The organism is Rhizobium sp. 01T437, from assembly GCF_056398505.1.
Window position 1 is genome coordinate 12,005 of the sequence record NZ_JBFTPM010000035.1, and the last position, 24,540, is coordinate 36,544.

The window sequence follows — 24,540 nt, forward strand, 5'->3', positions numbered from 1 at the left end:
GCCATCTGGCCAGAGCCATGGCGCGCTGCGACCTGGCTTGGCGCCCGGGGCTGATGGTTATTTTGCTGCGTGAGCGATGGCGAAAAATGGCACCGACTGTCGAATTCGCGCCCGCTCGCGCGTCTTCTTGACAGAGAGGTCAAGGAGAACAGCCATGACGATTACCATTACCGCCTTCGAACGCTCGCCGCCCTTGCCTTGCTTTTGCCACCACCCTGACATGCATTCTTTACAAAAAACGCCTACCATAGGTTCGGACATGGAGGACCTGCGATGAATGAGATGACCGCATCGGACATGCTGAGGGATCCGCTGATCCGCCAGATGCTGCGCGCCGACAGGATCAGCCTTGCCACCTTCGCCACCCTACTCGATACCGCCAGCCGGCGGCAGGCCCGCCGCGCCGGCGAAAGCGTTCCTCCCCAGCCTGCGGCTCCGGAGGCCCGGACCGGCGAGGCCCTTTCCACCGTTTGACATCCCCATGCCCGACCAGGGCAGGAACTTTCGGCTCGCCTTAGCCAGGCGGGCCTTTTTTTGCGCCATGCCCTCCCGAGCTAGGCGACCGCAATTATGGGCTGGCTCGTCTCACCGGTTTCGTCCGACGTCCTGCCCGCAAGATCGTCCGGCGTCTTGCCCGTAAAATCGCAGAGCATCGCCACCGCCAGATCGGGCGCGACATGGTGCGGCATGTGGCCGACACCATCGAGCAGTTCGACGGTGAGCGCCGGATGGCGCTCATGGAGCCAGTCGAGATGCCAGCCGGGGTCGATGATCCGGTCTTCGCGCCCGAAGAGAACGGAGACCGGCAGATCGGCCGGCAGGCTTTCGGGCGGCTGCATGTCGCCGTTGAAGGCCCAGAGCTCCTCGGCCATGGTGGCAATCGACGCGGCATTGACCATATGCAGGGCCGGCAGGGTGAGAAGCTCCGCCGTCACGGGATTGGGATAGGACGAGGCGCGCAAGCCGCGCCCGAGGAAATAGGACGACCAGCGGGCAATCACATGCTGGCGGATGACCGGGCCGACGAAGGGTGCCACGGCGCTGCGCAGCACGATGAACGGCTTGAAGGGAACGGGCCGGCAGCAGGGCGAGATGAGAAACAGGCCCTTCAGAAGATCCGGCCGGCGGGCGGCCAGATGCAGCGCTGGCGCACAGCCGATCGAATGGGCTGATAGCACGACCTTGTCCAGCTCCAGCGCCTCGAAGAAACGCTCCAGCCAGAAGGATTGGCCACGCGGACCGCGCTCACCGGCGGGCAGTGCCGGACTGAAACCGTAACCCGGCCTGTCAGGCGCGATGATGTTGAGGCCGCTGCCCGAAAACGGCATCATCACCTCCTCGGCAATACTGCCGCAGCCATGCAGCAGCACGACAGGACTTTCACCTGCGCTTCCACATTCGAGCATATGGATCTGCTCGCGACCGGTTTCGATGATTTTGCCAATCCGTGGGAAGACGGCCGGCGGAGGGAGAGGCTGCACGTACATCATGACGGCCCAAACGTAGACGCTAGGAAAATGTTCCCCCTGGCGCCGAAAATCATGCCGCTTTCAGACGGTTAGCGCGTCCGGGTGCAACGCGATATTAGGCCGTTCATACTGAAAAAGCATCCCCCGCTTTCGGTGGTTGTGCCGGGCGACGGCCTATTTCCGCAGGATCTTCTCCATCGCCTTTCCCCGCGCGAGTTCGTCGACGAGCTTGTCCAGATAGCGGATTTCCCGCATGGTCGGCTCTTCTATCTCTTCCACGCGCACCCCGCAGATCACGCCCGTGATCAGAGCGCGGGATGGATTCATCTGCGGTGCCTGCGCAAAGAAATCCTCGAAACTGGTCTTTTGCGCCAGCTCACCGTCAAGGCTTTCCGCGCTGTGCCCCGTCAGCCAGCAGATGATTTCGTCGACCTCCGCCTTGCCGCGCCCCTTCTTCCCGGCCTTGGCGAGGTAGTGGGGATAAACGCTGGCGACGCTGATGGAATAGATGCGATGCTTCGTCATAAGCCCTCCCGGGCGCTGCAGAGATCGTCCGGCCGAAGATAGCCGAGATCGGCACCGGGAGGAATGCATGAGTGGCAGGCCGGACGCGATGTTATCGAGGCCGCTGGCCGAACGGCATCATCACCTCCTCGGCGATACTGCCGCAGCACGCAGAGCACGACGGTATCTTCGCCCTCCTCAGGATATTCCGGCAAAGGCGGCAGCCGTCAGTCATCGACGGCCACCGCATCCTTTGTGCCCAGATAGGCCGCGAGCTTGGCCCGCTCATGCCAGCCGGGATCGGCATTCCTGCCCATCAGCTCCGCCGGAACCTTCCAGCCCGGATCGACGCCTTTCATGTCAGGAAGTTCATGCGCGATGCCCTTGTGGCAATCGATGCAGGTCGCCTTGCCCGGAAGCAGGTATCGCGTGTGGATGTCAGCGGCGCGCACGGTCTGTTTCGTCAGGTCCATGGCGCCCATCGAGTGGCAGTTCCGGCATTCCAGGCTGTCATTGGCTTTCAGCCGTGCCCATTCGTGCTGGGCAAGTTCCAGCCGCTTGTCGAGGAACTTCTCGCGCGTGTTGATCGTCCCGAATATCTTGCCCCAGACTTCCTTCGACGCCTGCATCTTGCGCGCGATCTTGTCGGTCCACTGGTGCGGCACATGGCAGTCCGGGCATGTCGCGCGAACGCCCGAGCGGTTGGAGAAGTGAACCGTACGGCTCAGCTCCTCGTAGACGTTCGTTTTCATTTCATGGCAGCTCGTGCAGAAGGCCTCGGTATTGGTCGTCTCCAGCGCAGTGTTGAAGGCACCCCAGAACATGACGCCGCCGACGAAGCCGCCAAGCGTCAGGAAACCCAGGCTGAGTGTCACCGCCGGCGTGCTCAGCAAGCGCCAGCACCAGAGGATTATCGCCTTTATCCAGCCGATCATTGCTCGCTTCCCGCAGGCTTGAAGCCCAGCTCGCTCATGTCCTTGAAGGTATTCGGCACCAGCGGCTTCGTATCAGCCTGCGGCACGTGACAGGCGGTGCAGAAGTATCGCCGGGGCGAGACATCGGCCAGCATCTGCCCTTCGCGGGTCATGAAGTGCGTAACACTGATCATCGGCGCGCCGGAGCCTTCGGTCAGCTCGCGCCGATGGCAGGAAAGACAGCGATTGGCGTTCACCGTCAGCTGGTAGCCCTCGATCGAATGCGGGATGATGGGAGGCTGGTCCGGATAATTCCGCATCTTCCTCATGTCATCGATGACCCATTTGGGAACCGGTTTCGCCTCCTTGGTCTCCATCGGGTTCTCGTTGCCCGACAACGAGGGCACCATCTGCGCCAGGGTGACGGTGCCTGTGAGCATGAGAAGGGCGACGGCCGCGATCGCCCAAGTGCGCCTCTTGATTAGGCGACGGGAAGAATCTTGACTGCGCATTTTTTGAAATCCGCTTGTTTGGAGATTGGGTCGGTGGCGTCGAGCGTGACCTTGTTGATCAGCTGGCTGGCGTCGAACCACGGGACGAAGATCACGCCATGCGGCATTCGATTGCGCCCGCGGATTTCCACGCGGCTGATGATTTCGCCGCGCCGCGACTGGATCCGGACCTCCGCACCCTGATTGAAGCCCATCTTTCTGGCGTCGTCTCCGTTCATGAAACAGCGCGCGCCGGGAAAGGCCCTGTAGAGCTCGGGAACGCGCATCGTCATCGAGCCCGAATGCCAGTGTTCGAGGACGCGGCCCGTCACGAGCCAGAAATTGAACTCGTCATCGGGCGACTCGGCGGGCGGTTCGTAGGGCACTGCCAGGATGACCGCACGGCCGTCCTTCTGACCGTAGAACTTCAGCCCCTCGCCCGGCTTGACGTAGGGGTCGTAGCCTTCGCGGTAGCGCCAGCGCGTCTCCTTGCCGTCAACGACGGGCCAGCGCATGCCGCGCACCTGATGGTACATGTCGTAGGGCGCGAGATCGTGTCCATGGCCGCGGCCGAACTCGGCATATTCCTCAAACAGCCCCTTCTGGATGTAGAAGCCGAAGGCCTTGGCCTCCCGGTTCTCGTATTCGGGCGAGACGTCCGACAAGGGGAATTCGTCCACCTTTCCGTTCTGGTAGAGCACCTGGTAGAGCGTCTTTCCCTTGTATTCCGGGTTCTTCGCGAGCATCTCGGCAGGCCAGACCTCGTCGGTGGTGAAGCGCTTGGAGAATTCCACCAGCTGCCAGAGGTCGGAGCGGGCTTCGCCCGGAGCATTGACCAGCTGGTGCCAGACATGCGTGCGCCGTTCGGCATTGCCGTAGGCGCCCTCCTTCTCCACCCACATGGCCGCCGGCAGCACCAGATCGGCGCTCATGGCGGTCACTGTCGGATAGGCGTCCGAGACGACGATGAAATTGTCCGGATTGCGATATCCCTTATAGGTCTCGTTGCTGGTGTTCGGCGCGGCCTGGACGTTGTTGTTGACCTGCACCCAGTAGAAATTCAGCTTTCCGTCATGGAGCATGCGATCCTGCTCGACGGCGTGATAACCGGGCTTCTCCGGAATCAGCCCGCTCGGCACCTTCCATATTTCCTCGGCATGCTTGCGATGCTCCGGATTGGTGACGACCATGTCGGCCGGCAGGCGGTGGGCAAAGGTGCCGACCTCGCGGGCCGTACCGCAGGCGGACGGCTGTCCCGTCAGCGAAAACGGACTGTTTCCCGGCTCGGAAATCTTGCCGGTGAGCAGATGCAGGTTATAGACCATCTGATTGGCCCAAACGCCCCGGACATGCTGGTTGAAGCCCATGGTCCACAGTGACATGACCTTGGTCTTGGGATCGGCGTAGAGTTCGGCGAGCTGTTCGAGGAAGGCGCTGTCGACGCCCGAAAGCTCGACCGCCTTTTCGAGCGTATATTCGGAGACCATCTCCTTGAAGGCCTCAAAATCGATCGGCTCCATCTTGGCGGCGTCGGCCACGCCCTTAGCCTTCAATTCGAGCGGGTTATCGGGGCGCAGGCCGTAGCCGATGTCGGTCGTCCCCTTCATGAACTTGGTGTGTTTGTCCACGAAGTCCTGGTTGACGCGGCCGGTCTGGATGATGTGGTTGGCAATGTAGTTCAGGATCGCGAGATCCGTACCCGGCTTGAAGATCAAGGGTATGTCGGCGAGGTCCATGCTGCGATGCGTGAAGGTGGACAGGACCGCGACCTTCACATGCTCATGCCCGAGCCGCCTGTCGGCAACACGCGTCCAGAGGATCGGATGCATTTCGGCCATGTTCGAACCCCAGAGCACGAAGGCGTCCGCGTTCTCGAAATCGTCGTAGCATCCCATCGGCTCGTCCATGCCGAAGGTGCGCATGAAAGCCACCGCTGCCGAAGCCATGCAGTGACGCGCGTTGGGATCGAGGTTGTTGGAGCGGAAGCCCGCCCGCATCAGCTTTGTCGCGGCATATCCTTCGAAGATGGTCCATTGGCCGGAGCCGAACATGCCGAGTGCCGTCGGCCCCTTTTCCTTCAGCACGCGCTTGGCCTGCGCCGCCATCACGTCGAAGGCCTCTTCCCAGGTGACCGGCTCGAACTCGCCGTCCTTCGCGTAGACGCCGTCCCGCTTGCGCAGGAGCGGGCTCGTAAGCCTGTCCTTGCCGTACATGATCTTGGAGAGGAAGTAGCCCTTGACGCAGTTGAGGCCGCGATTGACCTCGGCCTCCATGTCGCCATGGGTCGCGACGACCTGGTTCTCCTTCACGCCCACCATGACGCCGCAGCCGGTGCCGCAGAAGCGGCAAGGCGCCTTCGACCATTTGATCTCCAGTGCCGCCACCCCGCCAGGCACCGACTGTGCCGAGGCGGGCGCGGCAAGGCCTGCGGTCGCGGCCGCGATCGCCGCCGCCTGCGCCTTCAGGAGATCACGCCGCGTGAGTTCGGTCGTCATCGATCGTCTCCTCTATTTCCAATGCCTGTTCGAAAACCATGTGGGCGGCGAGCACGCCATCCATCCCCGAAATGCCGATGAGCGTTTCCCCGAGCACACCGGAATGCGGCCCCTCTATCACGACGACGATCTTGCCCGGTCCCGTCGCGTGAACCTCGACCCCTTCGATCACAGCGAGATGCGCTGCGACATCTTCGGTCAGTTCCGGGCGGGTGATGACGACGGCACTGGAGACGTGATGCCGGATGTTAGACATGAGCAGCCTCCCGTTGGCGGGGTTTCATCGCAATTGCATCGGCCGGACAGACCGCAATGCAGGCGCCGCATCCCGTACAGGCCTGCGCATTGAGCTCGGGAACGAACGGCCCGCCGAGCCGCGGCCAAAAGCGGATGGCACCGACCGGACAAACGTCACGGCAGGCCTGACAGTCGACATAGTTATTGGCGAGGCACCCGTCATCGATTGCCGCATGATGGGCAAAGCCACCTGCAGAGCCGGCCGGAAAAACACTCTCGGGACATCGTTCCGCGCACTTGCCGCAAAAGGTGCATTCCCCGAGCCGGAAATCCACGACCGGAACGCCCGAACGGATCGAAATGATCTTCGTGGGACAGGCATCGACGCAGGCACCACAGCCCGAACAGGTTTGAACGGATGTTTCAGTCGCTCCGGGAGGCAGGATCCTTTCCAGATCTTCCGATGACCTGCCGGTCAGAAAACCACGTCGGGTGCGCGTTGAGAGAACCATGAACCGATCCTCACTCTACCGAGGCTGAAGGCGCGGGCTTGACCTCATGAGGACCCGGCGGCCCATTGACGATCTGGTACATCCAGACCAGGAAGCCATAACCGCCGACGACCCCGACAGCGACAACGGGCCAGATCCCGAAAGCGAGCACGGCGAACGTCAACAGCTCCCGCCGGCGCTTCTTCCTGAACTCTCCGACAGAATCCATGATTTGAGCCACAACGTCCTCCCAGAGTTGCCGACGCAACTGGTATAACCCTTTAAGCGTGTCCGGCCAATCTCCATCTGTTATCGCGACTTTCGCCAGCGCTTCACGATCGGGAAATCGGCTATGCGAGACCGGTGTATCGCACGCTCGCCCGGCAGTCCTTGACAGAGATCAAAGCAGCCAGCCGACGAGATTGAATCCACCGCGCGGCCAACCCGGCCTTGCCGGACCAACGCATCCTGCCAGGTCTCGTTCTTTGTGACCGGCACGGCTATCGTTCCATGGGTGAGCGATGGCGCAAGGCCGGGCTCCGCTTGGCCCGCGCGCGGGGATTATTTCCGACATCGCCTGTCGGATTCCCGCCCGCCCGCGCGTCTTCCAGACGGACAGGAAGGAGAACGATCATGACGATTACCATTACCGCCTTTGAACGCTCGCCCGATCGCGGCAAGGGTCTGGCACGTGACATGCGCGTTCGCTGGGCGCTCGAGGAAGTCGGCCAGCCCTATGAAGTTCGCCTTGTCTCGTTCAAGGCGATGAAGCAGGCGGCCCATCTTGCGCTTCAGCCCTTCGGGCAGATCCCGACCTATGAGGAAGGCGATCTCACCCTCTTCGAATCCGGCGCCATCATCCTGCATATCGCCAAGCATCATGCCGGCCTGCTGCCCGACGATGAAAATGCCCGCGCCCGCGCCATCGCATGGATCTTCGCCGCCGTCTCCACGATGGAGCCTGTCATCGTCGACCGCGAAACCGCCAGATATCAGGAGGGCAAGGAGGCCTGGTACGAAGAGCGCATGGTCTACGTCAACGACCGCATCCGCAAGCGGCTCGGCGAACTCTCCGCCCGGCTTGGCGATGCCGACTGGCTGGACGGGATTTTCAGCGCCGGCGACCTGCAAATGATCTCGGTACTGCTGAGGCTGGAGGCATCGGCCCTGCTGGACGAATATCCAAACCTCTGCGCGTACATCGCGCGCGGGCAAGCGCGCCCTGCATATAAGCGCGCTTTCGAAGCGCAGAAGGCGGTATTCCTGGCCATATCGGCTGGCGGGCAATAGTCCTGATAGGGTCGATGGGCGGCGAAGCCGTGACCGAGCGCGGCGAAATCTACAGGAAAAATTGCCCCTCGGCTTCATAGCCTTCTGGCTTTGGATCGGGAATAGCATGAAGCTCTTCCTTCATGTCAGCCCGAAGATAGGTGTCGAATACATAGTGTTTGCCATTTCCCTGAAGATGCTTGCCGGTTTTCCGTTCAAGCCAGGCGCTTGCGGTCGCGCCTATAAATTTCGGGTAATGGACTTTCCCCGCTAAGGGCCTGCTGTGACTGAACCGCTCGCGTGCGTTTCCTGAGCATTCGGCTTGAGGGTGTTTCGAGTGGTCGTAGTTCCACCAAACCGAAACACGCAGCTCGCCGTAGCTGATGCTCTCCCAGAGCACCACGGACGGATATCCGGCAGTACCGGCAAACAGGTGACCATCCTCGTCGGTTGGACCATCACTGGGCGGGGCAGCAAGGGATATCCTGCCCTGCTTAATTGCCTCGTTCATCCCTAAGACCAGCAATTTCCGGTAGCGTTCCATGAGCCCCTCGCCTGATTATCTGGCGATACCTTGTTCATAGACTCGGTTGAGGTGGTGGCAAACGAACGACCGACCTGGGAGCACAAAGCCGTCCTAAAAATCCGGGCTTCTATATTCGCTTCGGGCCGAAAGCTAGCGAAAGCCTTGACCGCTTTGCGCCACAAGCGGTCGGTGGCAGTTGCTGCCGAAGCCAACTGCAAATTATGAATGTCGCCGCCGCATGTTCGGCGTATGATCCTCCCTGGCAATCTGGGGGATTTCCAATGCTTCATCGCACGAGAATCCGCATGGCGACGAGCACCGTGGCTGCCCTGCTGTTCACATATTTGCTGCTTGCCTATTTCGTCATTCCCGAAATCTGGATTTTTCACGATGCCGACCGCGTTGCCAAGGTTGGCAACATGGTCACGACCACCGAGCAGGGTATTCCCGGCGACCCCATCAATGTCGGTCTTGTCGGTTCGAAGGAAGAGGTCATCCGGGCGTTCGCGGCAGCCGGATGGGATCCTGCCGATAAGATTACCTTGCGCACATCGATCGATATCGGACTGAGCGTGGTGCTTGATCGGCCTGATCTCGATGCGCCGGTCAGCCCACTGCTTTTTGAGGGCAGAAAACAGGATCTGGCTTTCGAAAAGCCCGTGGGCAAAAGCGCCGACGAACGCAACCATGTTCGTTTTTGGCTGACCGAACAAACCGGCCCAAATGATCGCCCGCACTGGCTGGGCTCGGCAAGTTTTGATCGGGGCGTCGGCTTCAGCCACGATACCGGTCAAATCACGCATCATATCGGCCCTGATGTCGACGCAGAGCGAGACCTTGTCATCAGCGATCTTCTCAAGGCCGGGCAACTTTTGTCGAGCTATGAGATCAATGGCATCGGACCGACCAAAGACGGTCGCAACGGAGGCGGCGATCCCTATTTCACCGACGGAAAGGCTCTCGTCGGCGTGCTTCGAAACCAGTAGCAGGCCGCAGAAGCCAGGTGCGAGATGGTGTCCGAGGAGCAGCGAGACGACGAAATAATATTTTCACTGGTTCAGTCAAAGCGCGTGTGTCAGTGTTTTGCAACCGACAAGGCGCGTCTGGCGGTGAAGGTGGCACATGTCGACAATACAGGTCCCGGGACTGCTGTCGTTCACCATAGCGATCCTCGTGTTCTTCGCGGGCGCGAATCTCAATCGGCTCATCCCCGCCCTCACCCGCTGGAGCATCCCGGAGGCGGTCACGGGCGGGCTCCTGGCAGCGTTCGTGACGCTCGCAGCCTATGAGTTCCTCGGCATCGAGATCAGCTTCACGCTTGGCGCACGCGACCTGTTGCTGCTTTACTTTTTCACCGGCGTCGGCCTGAACGCGCGGCTCTCCGATCTCCTTGCCGGAGGCAAGCCGTTTCTCATCCTGCTGGGCGTCACGCTTGCGTTTCTTGTGATCCAGAACCTCATTTCCATGGGGGCCAGCGAGGTGCTCGGTCTTCCACAAGGCATGGCAATCCTTCTCGGTTCGACCTCGCTGATCGGCGGACACGGCACGACGATTGCCTGGGCTCCGATTGTGTCGAGCCGTTTCGGTCTCACCAATGCTCTCGAAATCGGCATTGCCAGCGCAACGCTCGGCCTGGTCGTCGCCAGCCTCGTCGGAGGACCAGTCGCACAATATCTGATCACCCGGAATGGCCTAAGCGGCCCCAAGGACGAGGAGTTGACGATCGGGGTGCCGCGGGATGCTGCTGGTGGCCACGAAGACGATGTCAGTTACATCAGCCTGTTGCGCACATTGCTGGTAACAAATATTGCGATCATCATCGGCTACGCCCTGCACGAGATTATCCTTGAAGCCGGAATCAATCTTCCCCTGTTCGTCGTCTGTCTGCTGACCGCCATTGTGATGACGAACACCATTCCGATCCTGGCCCCGCGCTTGCCCTGGCCGACGCACACCCGCGGTCTGGCACTCATATCCGATCTCTCGCTGAACATATTCCTGGCGATGTCTTTGATGAGCATGCAGTTATGGGGCCTGAGCGGGCTCGGCCTTTCGCTCGCGATCGTGCTGGCGGTGCAGACGCTTGTGGCCATCGTCTACATCATCCTGGTCGTGTTCCCGGCCATGGGGCGCAACTACAATGCGGCGGTCATTTCCGCCGGCTTTTGCGGGATTTCGCTTGGAGCTACCCCGACGGCAATAGCCAACATGACGGCGGTCACCAAGATCCACGGAGCAGCGACCATCGCGTTCATCATCCTGCCGCTCGTCTCCGCATTCTTCATCGATCTTGCAAACGCAGCAGTGCTTGGGTTCCTTGTTCGGTGATTGGTCCCGCGGAGATATTTTCGTGAATCGTTCTGCGCACTCACTTGTCGCAAAAACTGTCGCTACGGCACGTCGAAATACGGAATCCAGCCCAATGGAAGTTTGAACAGAAAGCGATGATCCGCGTTGACAATTTTAAGTAATTTTCCCCTCCTGTCAGAGGATAAAACTGGCGATGGATGGAGATTGTGTTCAAGGTTGGCTTCACCACAGGTAAAGTAGAAGACAGCAGCCGATCGAATTGGGCTGGTGACGGCTCCCGGCCCCTGGCCTGGTCAGCATGGTATCCGACTGAAGATCCCATGGGAAAAGCCGCTCTTCCTGAGAAGCCAGATCGATCCTTTTTCCTCACCGAGGAGTCGGTGGACGATGCACGCCTGGCAAGCCGAGAAGAGGCCTATCCCCTTGTACTGCTCTCGCATGGAACCGGAGGAACGGCAGCCGGTCTTGGTTGGCTCGGTCAACGCCTGGCCAAAGCGGGCTTCGTTGCAATCGGCATCGATCATCATGGTAACACCGCTTCGGAACAATATCGTCCGGAGGGCTTCCTGTGCTGGTGGGAACGCGCTCGTGACCTGACCGTTTTGCTGGATTATCATACTGCCGAGGGGCAATTTGCAGGGCGGCTTGATCTCGATCGCACCTTTGCGGCAGGGTTCTCTCTGGGCGGTTACACCGTACTGTCATTACTCGGTGCCATCACCGACATGACGCTGTTTCTCGACTGGGCTCATGACAAGCCTTCGGGCAATGGTCCGAGAGAGTTTCCGGACCTTGGGGAGCAGGTTACTCCACTGCTGGAAACCAGTGCCGTGTTCCGCACCTCATGGAACCGGCAATCATCGTCCTATAAGGATTCAAGGATCAAAGCCGCTCTTCTTTGCGCACCGGCGCCCACGGTGCGGGGCCTGACAGGCGAAAGCCTGAGCAAGATTCCTGTGCCGGTTGCCATTGCGGCTGTCGGCGCTGATATCGAAGCCCCTTCCGACCTGTGCGCTGCATGGGTGCACGAACAACTACCAAACAGCACGATGGATTTGCTCGATCCGATGGCTGGTCACTACACCTTCCTGTGCGAATGCTCCGAATGGGGTAAGGTCCTTGAAACCGAAATATGCGCTGATGCGCCTGGCGTTGATCGCCGGTGGATTCATGATCGGACAGCAGCGTTGGCGATCGAGCTGTTCTCAAAAACCGCGTCCGACTTTTGACACGCTCTGCGGGATTCTTGCGACAAGGAAGGAGCCGCAATATGGAATCAATTATTGAGATTGGGACCATAAAAGATGTTGAGCCATGGGCGCAGCTTCGCATTGCGCTATGGCCGCATCATTCGCTTGAAGACCATTGCGCCGATCTGGCTCGGTCGTTTCTTTCAGGAAATGGAAAAGCAGCCGCGTTCATCGCTCGAAATGATGCGAATGAAGCTATCGGGCTTGCAGAGGCCACTTTACGTCATGATTACGTGAACGGATGCAGTAGCTCACCAGTCCTGTTCCTTGAAGGGATCTATGTCCGGCCCGCTGACAGGCGAAGGGGTATTGCGCGATTGCTGTGCAACGCGGTTGCCGAATGGGGGAAGTCGCTTGGATGCGTCGAGTTTGGCTCCGACGCGCTGCTTGAGAACACAGCCAGCCATGCGCTCCATGCTGCATTGGGATTTGCGGAGACCCAGCGCGTCGTGTTCTTCCGAAAAACCCTGTAGTCCGTGTTGCCCTTCCACGGGATGGCTTGTCGCGAAACTCACTCGCAAAGGCCGGAGCGCTGCGTGTTTCCTGCGGAGAGAGGTGCTCCCGGCACGGCGGCACCGGGAGCAGGATCGTCACTTCGTGAGCGCGGCCTTTTCAATGACGGCAGCAACCTCGTCTGCATGGACGACGAGCGAAGCATGGCTGCCAGCCACATCCGTGATCTTGGCCTTCATCCTGGCCGCGAACAGTTTCTGCGCCTCCGGTGCGATGACCCTGTCCTTCGTGGTGATCACATAGAATGTCGGCTTGTCGTGCCAGGCCGCGATATCGACCGGAGCCTCGTAGGCTGTGACGTTCAGCGGAAGCTGCGAGTTCGCCAGGGATTCGGCAATCTTCAGCGGAAGGTCGGCCGCGACCGCGGTCGGAAACACCTTGGGATCGATATACAGGTTGCCCTTGTCGTCGGGATGAATTGCATTGGTGCCTTCGGTTGCCGGGCCGTGCTTGGCCAGGGCCGCCAGAGATTCTCCAACGTCAGGGGCGAAGGCGGAGACGTAGACGAGCGCCGAGACCTTGGGTTCGTCACCGGCTTGCGTGATGACCACGCCGGCCCAGGAGTGACCAACGAGGACGGTCTTGCCATCCTGCTTCGCCAATGCCTGCTTGGTGGCATCGACATCCGCAGTCAGCGACGTGAGCGGATTTTCGACCAGCGTTACGCTATAGCCCTTCTTCGTGAGAATGTCGGCAACGGGCTTCCAGCTTGTCTGGTCGACGAAAGCGCCATGTACGAGCACGATATTGTGCGCCGCCCCTTCGGGTAGACTGGCCGATTGGGCGGATGCGGCAAACGCTGCTCCGGCGGCGAGAACGGTGGCGGCTAAGAGTAGTCTATTTCGCATTGCTTGCTCCTGTTGGGATGCCGACAACCCCGCCCATGGAAAAGGGCAGGCACTTGGGTACGTGTTGCGGCAGTTTTCCAGATTGCTTGCTGGGTGACCCTGTCGGCTCACCTCGACACCAAATAATACGAAGAGTTCCGGGAGGTTAGGCCCCGATCGTCCGGATATTGTGTCCGATCGTACGGCGGACTAACATCAGGCATGGACATCCTCGCCGAAGTGCTCGATCGCGTTCGACTTAGCGGCACCCTGCTCTTTCACTTCGAGCTCGGTCATCCCTGGAACCTGGCCTTGCCGGAGCGCCCCTACGCCCTGTTCCATTATCTCAGTCGTGGCACAGCCACCCTCGCGCTCGAACAGGGGCAAGAGCTCCGCATGGCGGAGGGCGATCTCGTCGTCATCACACGCGGCGAGCCCCATTTGATTTACTCGGATAGCGGGACGAAGCCATTCCTGGTTACGGACCTCGATCGACCTGCACATCTTGGCGTCGTGCGTCACGGAGGCAGCGCGCAGCCGCTCTCGACGATGATCTGTGGCAATTTCATTCTCTCGTGGCCCGCGCGCGGTAGCGTGATGGAACTGCTTCCGCCCGTACTTCTCCTGAAGCCGGCGATGGACGGTGATTGGCTCGAGGCTATCCTGCGACGCATGGTGAGCGAGTCGGCGCTTGAACGTCCCGGCCAACGCGTCGCGCTCTCGCGAATGACAGAGGTGCTCTTCGTCGAGGTGTTGCGAAGCTGGATCAAATCTCTTCGGCCAGGAGAAGGCGGATGGCTTGGGGCGATGGCGGACCCCTATATTGGACAAGCGCTCGAGTTGATCCACGAGCGACCGGATCTGCCCTGGACACTTCGCGACCTCGCACACCGCGTGGGGCTCGGCCGCTCGGTGTTTTCGGCTCGCTTCACCAGGCTCGTCGGTCAGTCCATGCAGCGCTATCTGATCGCACGCCGGATGTCGGAGGCTGCGTTTCTACTGGAAACAAGCGATGAGGGGATTGCCCGGATCGCAAGCCGCGTTGGCTACGAAACCGTCGCGGCGTTCTCGAAATTGTTCCATCGGCACCACGGCCTGTCACCCGGCCGCTATCGAGCAGCTCGGCGCGCTGACGGCGGCCCGAGGCCAGGGGAATTTCCTGATCAGGAGTCGCCGACCGATCTTGACCAAGCTGGCGTCCAAGCCGTCGCTAAGGCCGTATAAGCACCTCGGCTTCAATCTCGACGGGAAGATCAAATGGTAGGCCTGCCACGCCTATTGCGGAGCGGGCGTGGGAGCCGCGTTCGCCGCCGTAAACCTCTGCGATAAGGTCGCTGAAGCCATTGATAACGAGTGGATATGAGTTGAAGGAGGGATCTGTATTCACCATGCCAAAAACGCGAAGCCAGCTGTCCACCCGGTCTAGGTCACCCAACGCAACTTTCAGGCTGGCCAACATTGCCAGTGCGGTCAGGCGAGCGGCATGGTAGCCTTCTTCCAGCGACAGATCTTTCCCCACCTTTCCGAGCGGTCCAGCAATCGAGCCGTCTGAATTGAGCGGCCCGTGTCCGGAAATATAAGCCCTTGACCCTGAAATGCGGACCCAGGGGAAGGAGAGTTTCACGTTAGGCGGAAGCAGGATCGGCGCCGGAAGTTCTAGCCCCAACCGTTGTAGCTGGCTTTCGATATGCGACATTGGTGATCGACTCCTGTTATTGCTTGGGAAGTTCTAACGAGACGCGGTCAGTGGCGCCGCAACGAAAAGAGGTCTGCTCGAACCCAGCAATCCCCGATCAGGTGTAGCGATAACTTCATCTAGTGAGAGGCCGCTATGGGCCGAAAGCGACCGTTGGTCGCATTTGCTGCAGAATTCCGGAAATCCGCGAGAGAAAGTATTCACATTTCAGTTAGGGGCTGCGCGTCTGCGGGGCCGTTTCAGTTACTTGTCTGGAGGGTATGCGCGGTTATCGTATAGCCAAATGGATCGACGAAGGCGAAATAGCGTCCGAACGGGCCGTCCTTCGGCGGGAAAGCTATCCGCACGTCGCGCTCGCGCAAATGAGCGTGCAATTCGTCAGCGTCATCGCAGCCAAACCAGATCGCGATGCCAACCCCCAGCTTCTGCGTGTCGTCAAAGTCCTCGATCGGCGTGCGGACGGCGAATGGGATGGGGTGCGTTTCAAAAACAATCGCGCCCGGAGGGGCTTTTGCCGATGGCGTAAGCCCGACAATGTCCCGATAGAAGGTCCGTGCGGCGTCCAGATCCTTTGTCTGTATCCCGATGAAATCCGGTCCAATGAGGCGAGGCATGAGCTATCTTTCCTTTTTATACCTGACGCAGTATCGTCAGCGCCCTGATATAATATAAGGGTACTGATATGTCCAGCCTGATTGATCCGCCTGTTGATGACACCTACCGCTCGCTCGGATATGCGCTGAAGCGGGCGCAGCAAGCGCTGCGGGGCCATCTCGACACCGGACTCAGAAACATCGGATTGACGACCCCGCAATACTCGGTACTGGCGGGGCTTGAGGTCAGCGCGGGCCTGTCAAGTGCGGAGCTTGCGCGGCGGGCCTTCGTAACACCGCAGACGATGCAATCCATCATAGCGACACTCGAACGGGACGGCCTCATCAAGCGAACGGCCCACCCGGTACATGGGCGGGTCCTTACGACCGAGCTTACGCCGGACGGGCGCGCTGCATTGCGTGCAGCACACGAGATTGTCGCCAACGCCGAAGGCCTCGTCCGAAATGCCGTTGCACCCGATGATCCCGAGATCATCTATTCAGCCTTGCTGCGGATAGCAGAGGCCATGCCGTGACTGAAATCCTATAGTCGATGATCGCAGCGTGATGGACGCGCCAATAGCTGAAGTCGCCGATATCGCTAACGATCCGCAATGTGGGTAGACGCCAAGCCGCACACCGCACACCAGACACCCAGCGCGATGTGGGCCGCGACAACAGGCCAGAAAGCGATGCCGGCGATGCCATGGCGAAGCCACCCAAGAATGAGTATTGCGACCACGGCGAAGTTGTAGAACAGCATCGCTGTCACCAATCCCCTGGCAGCCTTGCCTTCCAATTCATCCCGCGCAAGCCAGCAAGCGACGGCCAGGCTCAGCAGGGCCGCTCCGGCAACACGGGCGGCGGTCGCACCGGCCGGCGTGTCTGGCGCGGCCCCGAGCAGTATTTGAACCACGAGCGCTGGTGCAATCAGCAATGCCAGTCCCGTCGCGGCTTCGACCACGCCCGTTACCGAAAACAGCAGCCTGGCATTTGCAGCCATCGTTCCAAACATGCCGCCCCCACTATTGCCCGAGCTTGAACGTCAGCTTGTCGATTGTGCCGGAGAACGTAAACGGAGCGTCGTAGCGATACTCGACCATGGCGACCCCTGTGCGGGTGTCCTGTCCGACATCGAAGCTTTCATCCTCCGGAAAGGTAACCGGGATCGTATGGTCCAGCGAGTTTGTCGCCACCTGCTTGCCGTCCACCGACAAGACACCGCTACCGCCCTTGCCGAGGTCGGGACCATCGGACTTGAACGCGAAGACGATTTGATGCTTGCCCGGTTCCAGTTCCGGTCCCTCCCACATCGTGCGTTTCAGGTCGAGAAGGTTGTAGAGAAAGACGACCTTGCCGCGCCCGACGCCGAAGTCGCCTTTGCTGAGGAACAGGCCGTAGCCGCCGAACCGTCCGCCCTCGGTGACGATCATGCCGTCCGCACCGCCATCGGGTATCTCGACCTCAGCCGTGATCGTATAGGACTTGTTCAAAATGCTCGGCGCGGCACTGGGCGGCACACCGCTCAGCTCCCCCGAATAGGTAAACTCGGTCCGTCCGGCCGTAAGGTTCGGGCGCGGCGTGTTCCACCGGGCAAGCGTCGAGTTGTCCAGCGGCAGGACGTTGTACTTCTTCGCCTCGGAATAGAAGAGGTCCTGCATCTGCTTGAGCTTGTCAGGCATCTTGGCGGCAAGGTCGTTGAACTGGGTCGGGTCGTCGTTGACGTTGTAGAGTTCCCAGTTGTAGCCGGTGATGACATCAGGCGGCGTCGCGGTGCTCAGTTCCCAGGGGCGCGTCGCCGGCGTCGTCGCCGCCACCCAGCCATTGTCGTAGATGGCGCGATTGCCGAGCATCTCGAAATATTGCGTCGTGTGTCGGCCGGGAGCGTTGGCGTTGGCCCACGTATACATCATGCTCACGCCTTCGACCGGCTTCTGCGCGATGCCGTTGATCGTCTCGGGTGCGGGGATGCCGGTGGCTTCGAGGATGGTCGGCACGATGTCGATCACATGCGAGAACTGGCGGCGGATGCCGCCCACGTCAGTGATGTGGCCGGGCCAGGACATGACCACCCCTTGCGAGGTTCCGCCGAAATGCGACGGCACCTGCTTCACCCATTTGAACGGTGTGTCCATCGCCCAGGCCCATCCAGCAGCGAAATGCGGGAATGTCCGTTCCGATCCCCAGAACGGATACCAGAGGAACTGATCCTTCACCGGCACCGGGATGCCATTGAAGGTCGTGAACTCGTTCGGCGTGCCGTTGAGCATGCCTTCGGCACTCGCACCGTTGTCGCCGCCGATATAGATGATCAGGGTATTGTCGAGTTCGCCGAGGTCATCGACCGCCTGAATGACCCGGCCGATCTCATTATCGGCATAGGCAAGGTAAGCGCCGTAGACATCCGCCTGCTTGATGAAGAGTTTTTTCTCTTCCAGGCTCAAGCTATCCCATTCCGGCAGCTCCTTCGGCCACGGCGTCAATTGGGCGTTCTCCGGCATGATGCCCAGCCGTTTCTGGTTGGCGAAGATCGTCTCGCGCAGCTTGTTCCAGCCCTCGTCGAAGAGATGCATGTCGCCGATCTTCTTCACCCATTCCGGCGTGGGATGATGCGGCGCATGGGTGGCACCGGGTACGTAATAAACGAGCCAGGGCTTGCCGGGTGCGATCTCCTTCAATTGCTTCATGTACTGGATGGCTTCATCGGCCATCGCGGTTTCCAAATTCCAGCTTGGCTTGCCCTCGAAGGGATAGATCGCCGTCGTGTTGCGATAAAGGTTCGGTTGCCATTGGCTGGCATCGCCACCGACGAAGCCATAGAAATACTCAAAGCCCATGCCGTTCGGCCACTGGTTGAACGGCCCTGCCTGGCTGGACTGATAGGAGGGCGTGTTGTGGTTCTTGCCGAACCACGACGTCGCGTAGCCGTTCTCCTTGAGGATCGTGCCAATGGTTCCTTTCTCGATCGGTATGATCGAGTCGTAACCCGGAAATCCGGTGGCGATCTCGCCCACCACTCCGGCACCGACCGAATGATGGTTTCGTCCCGTGATCAAAGCGCCCGCGTCGGCGAACAGAGCGAGGTCGAGTGGAAATTGGTAAAGCGCAGCCCCTGGTTCGCGATGCGATCCATCGCGGGCGTGGGAATGACGCCGCCGAAGGTGCCTGGTGCCCCAAACCCCTGATCATCCGTCATGATAAGCAACACGTTCGGCGCGCCCTTTGGCGGCGTGACACGGGGCGCCCACCAGGGCTGAGACTCCGAGGCCTTCTCCATAATCACCCCTCCGAATTCCGGCGTGGGAGGGGGAAGCTGCTTGCCGTCGAGCGTGATGGTAGCTCCAGGTGCCCCACTTGCTGACTGCGCGAAAGCCGCCGGACAGCCAATCCCCGTCAACGCTGTAAACCCCAGCGCTGCAAGAACGCTGCGAGAAATGTGCAACACACCGTAGCGACGCATGGAACCCCTCCTCTTGGCTAAGCGGAGCAGCGTCTACCAAGAAGTACGGAACCAATATTCGCTCGTGAGAGCACAGAGGTTTGACCCCGGATCGGTCTGGCCAGAATGAGCAGGAGCAATCGTTGGCAGCGCTTCCCTCCCAAGACGCATACAACCGTAGATAAGAATGCATGATTGCGGGCGCAGTATACAGCAAAAACGCCGGTTGGTAACGCGTGCCCCGCAGGGGCACTAAGTCCGCTTCGGACCGAACCCGGACGAACATGTCGGCCGACTGTGGTCTTTGGGCCCGCGCTACGTCACCGCATAATTCCACGGTAAGAGCTTCCCAATCTGGCTCTGCTTGTGACCGTTGAGGATCGATGGCGGATCCTTCAGGCCAGGATCTCGGCGGCGAACACCTTCTGGACGATCTGCCAGCGCCCGTTGAGGTAAAAGCACGACAGCAGGTCAGTCACCTCGCGGGGCGGGATCCGCAGGCGGAGCTTGAGCAGCGCCATGTCACGGGCAATGGCGATGGAGAGGATCTGGTCGGCGCGCGCGCTGCCGGCATCCTGCGGTGAGGTCAGGCTCCGGACCGCATCGAGCCAGGCGGCAACAGGGGTAACCACCACGCTGTCGCCATCGCCGCGCCTGGTGACCAAGGCCGCGGGGTCGAAGATGGTCGCGAACGTGTCGGCGTCCATCGCGTAGGCGGCATCGAAGTAGGTTTTCGCCAAGGCGACCAATTCGTCTATGTTTCCCGTGGGCGGCGTGTTCTGCAACGTCATCGTGGTTTCCTTCAACTCTCGTGTCCAGCTGAGTATAAGGATGCGGGCGGCAACGTTTAGTCCGCGCGCACTAATCAGCCTTGTAAGCTGGGCTAAGCAATTGAGGGCGATCATGAAACCTTCCCTTCCGTCTGCCGGAGACTTCAACCAGCTCCGCGCCTTTGTGGCCGTTGCCGGTTCGCTGAACTTCAGCCGGGCGGCCGAGAACCTCGGCGTGTCATCCTCGGCGCTCAGCCAGATGGTCCGAGGGCTCGAGGAGCAGCTCGGGGTCAGCCTGTTCAACCGCACCACCCGCAGCGTCTCCCTGACCGAGGCGGGGGCCAAGCTCTTCGAACGGGTACAGCCTGCCGTAGAGGAGTTGGCGGAGGCGCTGGGCGAGACCCGCGAGCGCCGCGCCCATCCCGCAGGGACCGTGCGGGTGCACTGTTTCCGGGCAGCCGCGGACCTCTACCTGACGCCGATCCTCCGTGACTTCAGCGATGCCTATCCGCAGGTCGTGCTCGACGTCACGCTCGACGACGCCGTCGTCAACATCGTGGCCGAAGGCTATGACGTCGCCATCCGCCTCGGGGAGGTGATCGACAAGGACCTCATCGCGGTGAAACTCGGCCCGGACCTGCGCCAGACCGTGGTCGCCTCGCCCGACTATCTCGCCCGGCACGGGACGCCGGCTCATCCACGCGACCTTCTCGCCCATCGCTGCATCGCCTGGCGATGGCCGGGGCAGAAGACGCCCTACAAATGGGAGTTCATGGAAAACGGCAAGTGGTTCGAAGTCGCAATCGACGGCCCGCTTATCTCCAACATGAAGGACTTCGGGGTGCAGGCGGCGGTCGACGGAGTGGGTGTTGCATTCGCCAGCCAGCAGCTGATCGCGCGCCACATCGCTGAAGGCCGCCTTGTCGCGCTGCTCGAGACCTGGTCCGCCCCCTTCCCCGGCTACTACCTCTGCTATCCGGCCCAACGGCAGATGGCGCCGCCGCTTCGCGCCGTGATCGACACCATCCGCGCCGGCCTGCGCCAGAGCAACGGCGTCGAGGCGGCGGTGATCGGCGCGGCTGTTCCTCGAGGTCTGCGTCTGCACCAGTAACGCGGGGCCTCCCGACGCCAAGCGCATCAACAAGAGTTTTCCGAAACCGCGCCGGGACGAATAGCTTTTCCCGGTAGCGTGACCGCCGGGAGGTTGTCATGCCGCTGACGGTTGGAGCGCCTTTCCGAGAAGGCTTGCGGTGGCTAACCGCTACATCCGCTTAGGGCTGACCGTCGCCATCCACGGTGCTTCATACTCGCGGCTTCCCGTCAGATGCTGTCTCGTAATAGTGAATCTCAAGTAGCAGGCAGCCCATCTCTGATTTGAAGGGCCCATGAAAGACCCCTGGAGGACGGCATGCGTAAGTGTGTGCAGGGTAAGACACGGTTCCAGACGACGGATCACCGACGATGAGGTCGCCTTCGAGAAGATAGACCTCTTCCCAATAGGTGTGCACGAAGGGCTTCTCGGTCCGCGCCTTCGGCAGGAAGCGGAGCAATCGCGTGCGATTACCCCTGCCGTTCTCTTCATCGAGCCATCCGGCCAATATCTTTTGCTCGATTCCGGCTGGATATCCGGGTGGGCTGTGCCAGCCCTCCCCCATGTTCACCTGATGGAATTCCTTATGTTCCTTCAATGTGGCCGAGGGCGATGTCATACGTCCACCGCCGTGTGTGCGCGAAGTTCGCTTTCGAGCGAGTAGGAATCGAGCATCTCGTCGACCAATCGGGTGCCTGAATGCCAGTCGAACGTACGGTAGCTGTGATTCCTGGTAACGAAATTCGCCCCCGCGTAAAACATCTCGTATTGGGTATGCCTGGAGCCGAACTCGGAGCCTATTGCGTCCCAGGCCAGCTTGAAGAGTTTCACCCGCCCCTCGGCACTTGTAACAGGCGATTGCTGGGTCTTTTCGATCAAGGTTTTGAGCTGGGGATCGGCGAAGTCCGCGATGCTCGACGGTAGCATGATCAGTCCGCCACCGGCGAGCTCGCGCAGCGCCGAAATCACTTCCGGATAGAGCTTCTGGGTGAGCACCTGTGCCGAATAGAGCGTGTGCCGGTCTGGAACGAAATAGTCGCCGCGGTTTTGGCCCTTGACTTCCATGGCATGCACCAGGGCGTCGACCATCGCGCACTGCGCCGCCAGTGTGCCGAGCGTCTCGCGCACCTGGGGAAAGCCGACAATGCCGTTGGCCTCGGCCATCCGATGCGCCAGCCCGACCAGAAAGCGCAATTTTACCATCAGGCGAATTTGTGCCTGATAGTTCTGCAGGACATGGGCAGGTGTGGCATGAAATTGCTCCTGACACATGCGGATGTCCTGATTGATGAAAACCCGATCCCACGGCACCTTGACATCATCGAAGTAGAGGATCGCATCATTCTCGTCAAAGCGGCTGGCAAGCGGGCTGTCGAAAACGCTGGTTGCGTGCCCTTCGTAGGACTTGCGGGACATTATCGTAAGCCCACGCGCGTTCATGGGGACCACGAAGGAAACAGCATAGGATTCGTCGCCTTCCGAAAGCGGCTGAATGCAAGTGACGAAGACCTCGTTGGCCATGATGCCACCCGTGGCCAGCATCTTTGCGCCACGGATCGTCAGACCTTCTCCGTCCTGGTCGACGACACCGGCCGTCAAGGTGCGGTCCTGTTGCTGACCTGCGCTCTTTGACCGGTCCGCCTGCGGATTGATGATTACATATGTCAGATAGAGATCGCTTTTGCAGGCATAGCGGTAATACTCCGCCAGAGCAGCGGCGCGCTTGGGATTGTAGGCCTGAAAGACCTCGATCCCCATCATCATACCCGCCAGACAGGAGGCCACGTGGTCCGGCGCACGGCCGAGGAAACCGCAATGCAACGATGCCCAGGTCTCAATCGCCCGGCGCCGCTCCACCAATTCGGTGTAGTTACCCGGCATCTGCCAGATTCGGCTTGCAGGTGTGTTGCTGTCCGTCTCATAGGTCATGAGGGAGCGGTTCTGTTCCGCGCATTGAAAATCATAGAGCCGCGCAATCGAACCAATAGTTCGGCTGAAGGCCGGGTGGACGGTAACGTCATCTGCAAGCTTTCCTTCGAGGAACACCTGTCGGCCGTCGCGCAGGGTTTCGATATGCTGTGAGCCTGTTTTCAACATGTCATCACCCTCAATAGTGCATTGGCAAAGGCCAGGAGGCTTCCATGCGTACTTCACGTTCCAGCGCGGCATATCGACCCTTGCTGTAAACAAGCGGCCGACGGTCGCGAAACGATTGGAATGCTGTCACTTTGCCGATGAACAGCAGATGGTCGCCGCCGTCATTGGCAGCCCAAGGCGCGCAATGGAAAACGGCAGCGGTTCCAGCAAGGATGATGCCGTGCCCCACTTCAGTCTCGCAGGCGATGCCTTCCCACTTGTTGGTCAACGGTTTGGAAAACCGCTTCGACAAATTCGCCTGGTTCTCGGACAGCACATTGATCGTGTAACCGCTCACCTTCATCCATTGGGAGATGCTCGCGGCGCGGCGATCCATGGAGAAAAGGATCAGCGGCGGGTTGAAGGAAAGCGAGTTGAAAGAGCTGATCGTGACACCCAGCCTTTCCGGGCCGTTCACGCTGGTGACCACGCAAACCCCGGTCGGGAACTGTCCCAAGGCCAGCTTGAATGCACGCACATCAAAGTCTGGTTCCATGCCCGCCCCCCGATGTCGACCGGTCTATTCGATAGCCGATCCCGTGATCTCAGTGATCAAATTCGCCCTCCAGGATGTTGCGAGCCTAGATGACCGTCCGCGTGTCTGGCGACCAATGACGGGTCATGGGTGCCCGTAACGCGGCCAAGGTCCGAGCCAGATGCTCGCCAACCGCCTCAACGACCTGCTCCGCCTGCGAGGCGCGGATCGCATCCGCTATCGCCCGATGCTCGGCCAACACGTCGTCGATCCGACTGCCGACGGAGATTGCATGCACGCCCATTCTGACTTGCCGATCGCGAAGGCTTTCGTAAAACGTCGCGAGAACCGGATTGCCGGCGGCTCTCACGATTGTCCGGTGGAATTCCCGGTCACTTTCAATGAACGCCACGCGATCGCTTCGAACCTGCTCCTGCTGGACAATCAGCCGATCCAGTTCATCGGCCAGTGAACTTCCAAACCGGCTTGCCTCCCGGGAGCACCATTCCTCGACCAAACCGCGCGCCTGCATGATCGCGTCGACCTCGGATTCCGTGATCGGAGCGATATACGCGCCCTTCTTGGGCAAAATCGTCAACAACCCGTCGGCTTCCAGTCGCAGGAACGCCTCCCTTACCGGGGTACGCGAAACGCCTGTTTCTCGACAGACCTGCGCTTCCGTCAAGAAAGTCGCCTCATTGCGGGGCAGTGTCAGCACGTGCTGCTTCAGCCACGCATAAACGACATCCTGCGCTGCATCACCTCGCTGGAGTGCGGCAAAGCCGCTAGCTGGGTTGGGTGACATAGACATGTTGTATACAAGATGTGTATAACAGAGTCAAGATGGTCTTTTTCACCGGTTACTCTCACTGGCCGTGTACGCTGATTGCGATGTCTGCTTCGGGCCGGAGAACGAACCCGCTGCGCGGGAGGGCGTCTGCGGTTGAGGTAGAGGGCGCGGGCTGGAGATTGCGCCTGGATTGAACGTCGTCCGGCAAGGGCAGAGCATGACGAGCTTCTTCAACAAAGGAGCATGATCATGCAG

The 24,540-nt window shown here is 60.3% G+C and carries 27 protein-coding genes and 1 pseudogene; 9 read left to right on the forward strand and 19 right to left on the reverse strand.

Annotation, left to right across the window (positions count from 1 at the left end; all coding sequences use genetic code 11):
- Positions 1 to 273 precede the first annotated feature (273 nt).
- Positions 274 to 474 carry a hypothetical protein gene (locus AC1DM5_RS34330; RefSeq protein ID WP_477824264.1) on the forward strand — a complete coding sequence of 67 codons (201 nt, stop codon included), beginning with the start codon at positions 274 to 276 and terminating at the stop codon, positions 472 to 474.
- Between the two features lie 80 nt (positions 475 to 554).
- On the opposite strand, the gene AC1DM5_RS34335 is transcribed toward AC1DM5_RS34330, so the two are convergent.
- The 8 genes from AC1DM5_RS34335 to napE all read right to left on the reverse strand — a co-directional run bounded on the left by AC1DM5_RS34335 (position 555) and on the right by napE (position 6,830).
- Positions 555 to 1,406: an alpha/beta fold hydrolase gene (locus AC1DM5_RS34335; protein ID WP_477824263.1), complete on the reverse strand. Its 852-nt coding sequence runs from the start codon at positions 1,404 to 1,406 to the stop codon at positions 555 to 557.
- A gap of 237 nt (positions 1,407 to 1,643) precedes the next feature.
- The gene (locus AC1DM5_RS34340) at positions 1,644 to 1,994 is read right to left on the reverse strand and encodes a DUF2200 domain-containing protein (protein ID WP_477824262.1); all 351 of its coding nucleotides are present in this window, start codon (positions 1,992 to 1,994) and stop codon (positions 1,644 to 1,646) included.
- A gap of 206 nt (positions 1,995 to 2,200) precedes the next feature.
- Complete coding sequence (locus AC1DM5_RS34345; RefSeq protein ID WP_477976770.1) at positions 2,201 to 2,908, reverse strand: cytochrome c3 family protein; 708 nt, start codon at positions 2,906 to 2,908, stop codon at positions 2,201 to 2,203.
- Positions 2,905 to 3,327 (reverse strand): nitrate reductase cytochrome c-type subunit, encoded by a 423-nt coding sequence (locus AC1DM5_RS34350; protein WP_477824276.1) that lies wholly within the window; start codon positions 3,325 to 3,327, stop codon positions 2,905 to 2,907. The genes AC1DM5_RS34345 and AC1DM5_RS34350 overlap by 4 nt, the downstream gene beginning before the upstream one ends.
- Positions 3,328 to 3,368: 41 nt before the next feature.
- Positions 3,369 to 5,873 carry a periplasmic nitrate reductase subunit alpha gene (gene napA / locus AC1DM5_RS34355; protein WP_477824261.1) on the reverse strand — a complete coding sequence of 835 codons (2,505 nt, stop codon included), beginning with the start codon at positions 5,871 to 5,873 and terminating at the stop codon, positions 3,369 to 3,371.
- Positions 5,848 to 6,129, reverse strand: coding sequence for a chaperone NapD (locus tag AC1DM5_RS34360; protein WP_477824260.1), 282 nt, complete (start codon positions 6,127 to 6,129; stop codon positions 5,848 to 5,850). Before AC1DM5_RS34360 ends, napA begins: the two co-directional genes overlap by 26 nt.
- A complete protein-coding gene (locus AC1DM5_RS34365) occupies positions 6,122 to 6,622 on the reverse strand; it encodes a ferredoxin-type protein NapF (RefSeq protein WP_477824259.1) in 501 nt (166 codons plus the stop codon). The genes AC1DM5_RS34360 and AC1DM5_RS34365 overlap by 8 nt, the downstream gene beginning before the upstream one ends.
- A 10-nt stretch (positions 6,623 to 6,632) precedes the next feature.
- Entirely contained in the window at positions 6,633 to 6,830 is a 198-nt protein-coding gene (gene napE / locus AC1DM5_RS34370; RefSeq protein WP_477824275.1) for a periplasmic nitrate reductase, NapE protein, read from the reverse strand.
- 404 nt (positions 6,831 to 7,234) lie between these two features.
- Here napE and AC1DM5_RS34375 point away from each other — a divergent pair, with 404 nt between their 5' ends.
- Positions 7,235 to 7,891, forward strand: coding sequence for a glutathione S-transferase family protein (locus AC1DM5_RS34375; protein ID WP_477824258.1), 657 nt, complete (start codon positions 7,235 to 7,237; stop codon positions 7,889 to 7,891).
- Positions 7,892 to 7,940: 49 nt separating this feature from the next.
- Here the strand turns inward: AC1DM5_RS34375 and AC1DM5_RS34380 are convergent, their stop codons facing one another.
- Positions 7,941 to 8,414, reverse strand: coding sequence for a hypothetical protein (locus AC1DM5_RS34380; protein ID WP_477976772.1), 474 nt, complete (start codon positions 8,412 to 8,414; stop codon positions 7,941 to 7,943).
- Positions 8,415 to 8,677: 263 nt separating this feature from the next.
- On the opposite strand from AC1DM5_RS34380, the gene AC1DM5_RS34385 reads away from it, so the two are divergent.
- From AC1DM5_RS34385 to aac(6'), 4 genes are all read left to right on the forward strand, one after another.
- Complete coding sequence (locus AC1DM5_RS34385; RefSeq protein WP_477976778.1) at positions 8,678 to 9,382, forward strand: LssY C-terminal domain-containing protein; 705 nt, start codon at positions 8,678 to 8,680, stop codon at positions 9,380 to 9,382.
- A gap of 136 nt (positions 9,383 to 9,518) precedes the next feature.
- Entirely contained in the window at positions 9,519 to 10,724 is a 1,206-nt protein-coding gene (gene gltS, locus AC1DM5_RS34390) for a sodium/glutamate symporter (RefSeq protein WP_477824208.1), read from the forward strand.
- A 179-nt stretch (positions 10,725 to 10,903) separates the two neighbouring features.
- Positions 10,904 to 11,935 (forward strand): alpha/beta hydrolase family protein, encoded by a 1,032-nt coding sequence (locus AC1DM5_RS34395; protein WP_477824209.1) that lies wholly within the window; start codon positions 10,904 to 10,906, stop codon positions 11,933 to 11,935.
- Positions 11,936 to 11,985: 50 nt separating this feature from the next.
- On the forward strand, positions 11,986 to 12,429 hold the full coding sequence (gene aac(6') / locus AC1DM5_RS34400; protein WP_477824222.1) for an aminoglycoside 6'-N-acetyltransferase: 444 nt from the start codon (positions 11,986 to 11,988) through the stop codon (positions 12,427 to 12,429).
- Between the two features lie 117 nt (positions 12,430 to 12,546).
- On the opposite strand, the gene AC1DM5_RS34405 is transcribed toward aac(6'), so the two are convergent.
- A complete protein-coding gene (locus AC1DM5_RS34405) occupies positions 12,547 to 13,317 on the reverse strand; it encodes an alpha/beta hydrolase (RefSeq protein ID WP_477824210.1) in 771 nt (256 codons plus the stop codon).
- Positions 13,318 to 13,518: 201 nt separating this feature from the next.
- On the opposite strand from AC1DM5_RS34405, the gene AC1DM5_RS34410 reads away from it, so the two are divergent.
- Positions 13,519 to 14,520 (forward strand): cupin domain-containing protein, encoded by a 1,002-nt coding sequence (locus tag AC1DM5_RS34410; protein ID WP_477824211.1) that lies wholly within the window; start codon positions 13,519 to 13,521, stop codon positions 14,518 to 14,520.
- On the opposite strand, the gene AC1DM5_RS34415 is transcribed toward AC1DM5_RS34410, so the two are convergent.
- Together AC1DM5_RS34415 and AC1DM5_RS34420 are read right to left on the reverse strand one after the other, a co-directional pair.
- Positions 14,507 to 14,992 (reverse strand): RidA family protein, encoded by a 486-nt coding sequence (locus AC1DM5_RS34415; protein ID WP_477824212.1) that lies wholly within the window; start codon positions 14,990 to 14,992, stop codon positions 14,507 to 14,509. The genes AC1DM5_RS34410 and AC1DM5_RS34415 overlap by 14 nt on opposite strands.
- A 239-nt stretch (positions 14,993 to 15,231) precedes the next feature.
- Positions 15,232 to 15,606: a VOC family protein gene (locus AC1DM5_RS34420; RefSeq protein ID WP_477824213.1), complete on the reverse strand. Its 375-nt coding sequence runs from the start codon at positions 15,604 to 15,606 to the stop codon at positions 15,232 to 15,234.
- 68 nt (positions 15,607 to 15,674) lie between these two features.
- Here AC1DM5_RS34420 and AC1DM5_RS34425 point away from each other — a divergent pair, with 68 nt between their 5' ends.
- On the forward strand, positions 15,675 to 16,121 hold the full coding sequence (locus tag AC1DM5_RS34425; RefSeq protein ID WP_477976774.1) for a MarR family winged helix-turn-helix transcriptional regulator: 447 nt from the start codon (positions 15,675 to 15,677) through the stop codon (positions 16,119 to 16,121).
- Between the two features lie 65 nt (positions 16,122 to 16,186).
- On the opposite strand, the gene AC1DM5_RS34430 is transcribed toward AC1DM5_RS34425, so the two are convergent.
- The 3 genes and pseudogenes from AC1DM5_RS34430 to AC1DM5_RS34440 form a co-directional block, all read right to left on the reverse strand.
- Positions 16,187 to 16,600 (reverse strand): hypothetical protein, encoded by a 414-nt coding sequence (locus AC1DM5_RS34430; protein ID WP_477824215.1) that lies wholly within the window; start codon positions 16,598 to 16,600, stop codon positions 16,187 to 16,189.
- Between the two features lie 10 nt (positions 16,601 to 16,610).
- A pseudogene (locus AC1DM5_RS34435) lies at positions 16,611 to 19,045 on the reverse strand (arylsulfatase).
- Positions 19,046 to 19,419: 374 nt separating this feature from the next.
- The gene (locus AC1DM5_RS34440; RefSeq protein WP_477824216.1) at positions 19,420 to 19,815 is read right to left on the reverse strand and encodes a nuclear transport factor 2 family protein; all 396 of its coding nucleotides are present in this window, start codon (positions 19,813 to 19,815) and stop codon (positions 19,420 to 19,422) included.
- Positions 19,816 to 19,927: 112 nt separating this feature from the next.
- Here AC1DM5_RS34440 and AC1DM5_RS34445 point away from each other — a divergent pair, with 112 nt between their 5' ends.
- The gene (locus AC1DM5_RS34445; protein ID WP_477824217.1) at positions 19,928 to 20,905 is read left to right on the forward strand and encodes a LysR family transcriptional regulator; all 978 of its coding nucleotides are present in this window, start codon (positions 19,928 to 19,930) and stop codon (positions 20,903 to 20,905) included.
- A gap of 190 nt (positions 20,906 to 21,095) precedes the next feature.
- On the opposite strand, the gene AC1DM5_RS34450 is transcribed toward AC1DM5_RS34445, so the two are convergent.
- The 4 genes from AC1DM5_RS34450 to AC1DM5_RS34465 all read right to left on the reverse strand — a co-directional run bounded on the left by AC1DM5_RS34450 (position 21,096) and on the right by AC1DM5_RS34465 (position 24,306).
- Entirely contained in the window at positions 21,096 to 21,503 is a 408-nt protein-coding gene (locus tag AC1DM5_RS34450; RefSeq protein WP_477824218.1) for a cupin domain-containing protein, read from the reverse strand.
- Positions 21,500 to 22,981, reverse strand: a complete 1,482-nt coding sequence (locus AC1DM5_RS34455; RefSeq protein ID WP_477824219.1) for a 4-hydroxyphenylacetate 3-hydroxylase family protein — start codon at positions 22,979 to 22,981, stop codon at positions 21,500 to 21,502. Before AC1DM5_RS34455 ends, AC1DM5_RS34450 begins: the two co-directional genes overlap by 4 nt.
- A 10-nt stretch (positions 22,982 to 22,991) precedes the next feature.
- Complete coding sequence (locus tag AC1DM5_RS34460) at positions 22,992 to 23,516, reverse strand: flavin reductase family protein (RefSeq protein WP_477824220.1); 525 nt, start codon at positions 23,514 to 23,516, stop codon at positions 22,992 to 22,994.
- An 85-nt stretch (positions 23,517 to 23,601) separates the two neighbouring features.
- Positions 23,602 to 24,306, reverse strand: coding sequence for a GntR family transcriptional regulator (locus tag AC1DM5_RS34465; protein ID WP_477976776.1), 705 nt, complete (start codon positions 24,304 to 24,306; stop codon positions 23,602 to 23,604).
- Positions 24,307 to 24,540 lie beyond the last annotated feature (234 nt).

Excerpts from the sequence above, each read along its gene's own strand:
- AC1DM5_RS34330 (WP_477824264.1), top strand. The coding sequence starts at position 274 with ATGAATGAGATGACCGCATCGGACATGCTGAGGGATCCGCTGATCCGC.
- AC1DM5_RS34335 (WP_477824263.1), bottom strand. The coding sequence starts at position 1,406 with ATGCTCGAATGTGGAAGCGCAGGTGAAAGTCCTGTCGTGCTGCTGCAT.
- AC1DM5_RS34340 (WP_477824262.1), bottom strand. The coding sequence starts at position 1,994 with ATGACGAAGCATCGCATCTATTCCATCAGCGTCGCCAGCGTTTATCCC.
- AC1DM5_RS34345 (WP_477976770.1), bottom strand. The coding sequence starts at position 2,908 with ATGATCGGCTGGATAAAGGCGATAATCCTCTGGTGCTGGCGCTTGCTG.
- AC1DM5_RS34350 (WP_477824276.1), bottom strand. The coding sequence starts at position 3,327 with ATGCTCACAGGCACCGTCACCCTGGCGCAGATGGTGCCCTCGTTGTCG.
- napA (WP_477824261.1), bottom strand. The coding sequence starts at position 5,873 with ATGACGACCGAACTCACGCGGCGTGATCTCCTGAAGGCGCAGGCGGCG.
- AC1DM5_RS34360 (WP_477824260.1), bottom strand. The coding sequence starts at position 6,129 with ATGTCTAACATCCGGCATCACGTCTCCAGTGCCGTCGTCATCACCCGC.
- AC1DM5_RS34365 (WP_477824259.1), bottom strand. The coding sequence starts at position 6,622 with ATGGTTCTCTCAACGCGCACCCGACGTGGTTTTCTGACCGGCAGGTCA.
- napE (WP_477824275.1), bottom strand. The coding sequence starts at position 6,830 with ATGGATTCTGTCGGAGAGTTCAGGAAGAAGCGCCGGCGGGAGCTGTTG.
- AC1DM5_RS34375 (WP_477824258.1), top strand. The coding sequence starts at position 7,235 with ATGACGATTACCATTACCGCCTTTGAACGCTCGCCCGATCGCGGCAAG.
- AC1DM5_RS34380 (WP_477976772.1), bottom strand. The coding sequence starts at position 8,414 with ATGGAACGCTACCGGAAATTGCTGGTCTTAGGGATGAACGAGGCAATT.
- AC1DM5_RS34385 (WP_477976778.1), top strand. The coding sequence starts at position 8,678 with ATGCTTCATCGCACGAGAATCCGCATGGCGACGAGCACCGTGGCTGCC.
- gltS (WP_477824208.1), top strand. The coding sequence starts at position 9,519 with ATGTCGACAATACAGGTCCCGGGACTGCTGTCGTTCACCATAGCGATC.
- AC1DM5_RS34395 (WP_477824209.1), top strand. The coding sequence starts at position 10,904 with ATGGAGATTGTGTTCAAGGTTGGCTTCACCACAGGTAAAGTAGAAGAC.
- AC1DM5_RS34405 (WP_477824210.1), bottom strand. The coding sequence starts at position 13,317 with ATGCGAAATAGACTACTCTTAGCCGCCACCGTTCTCGCCGCCGGAGCA.
- AC1DM5_RS34410 (WP_477824211.1), top strand. The coding sequence starts at position 13,519 with ATGGACATCCTCGCCGAAGTGCTCGATCGCGTTCGACTTAGCGGCACC.
- AC1DM5_RS34415 (WP_477824212.1), bottom strand. The coding sequence starts at position 14,992 with ATGTCGCATATCGAAAGCCAGCTACAACGGTTGGGGCTAGAACTTCCG.
- AC1DM5_RS34420 (WP_477824213.1), bottom strand. The coding sequence starts at position 15,606 with ATGCCTCGCCTCATTGGACCGGATTTCATCGGGATACAGACAAAGGAT.
- AC1DM5_RS34425 (WP_477976774.1), top strand. The coding sequence starts at position 15,675 with ATGTCCAGCCTGATTGATCCGCCTGTTGATGACACCTACCGCTCGCTC.
- AC1DM5_RS34430 (WP_477824215.1), bottom strand. The coding sequence starts at position 16,600 with ATGTTTGGAACGATGGCTGCAAATGCCAGGCTGCTGTTTTCGGTAACG.
- AC1DM5_RS34440 (WP_477824216.1), bottom strand. The coding sequence starts at position 19,815 with ATGACGTTGCAGAACACGCCGCCCACGGGAAACATAGACGAATTGGTC.
- AC1DM5_RS34445 (WP_477824217.1), top strand. The coding sequence starts at position 19,928 with ATGAAACCTTCCCTTCCGTCTGCCGGAGACTTCAACCAGCTCCGCGCC.
- AC1DM5_RS34450 (WP_477824218.1), bottom strand. The coding sequence starts at position 21,503 with ATGACATCGCCCTCGGCCACATTGAAGGAACATAAGGAATTCCATCAG.
- AC1DM5_RS34455 (WP_477824219.1), bottom strand. The coding sequence starts at position 22,981 with ATGTTGAAAACAGGCTCACAGCATATCGAAACCCTGCGCGACGGCCGA.
- AC1DM5_RS34460 (WP_477824220.1), bottom strand. The coding sequence starts at position 23,516 with ATGGAACCAGACTTTGATGTGCGTGCATTCAAGCTGGCCTTGGGACAG.
- AC1DM5_RS34465 (WP_477976776.1), bottom strand. The coding sequence starts at position 24,306 with ATGTCTATGTCACCCAACCCAGCTAGCGGCTTTGCCGCACTCCAGCGA.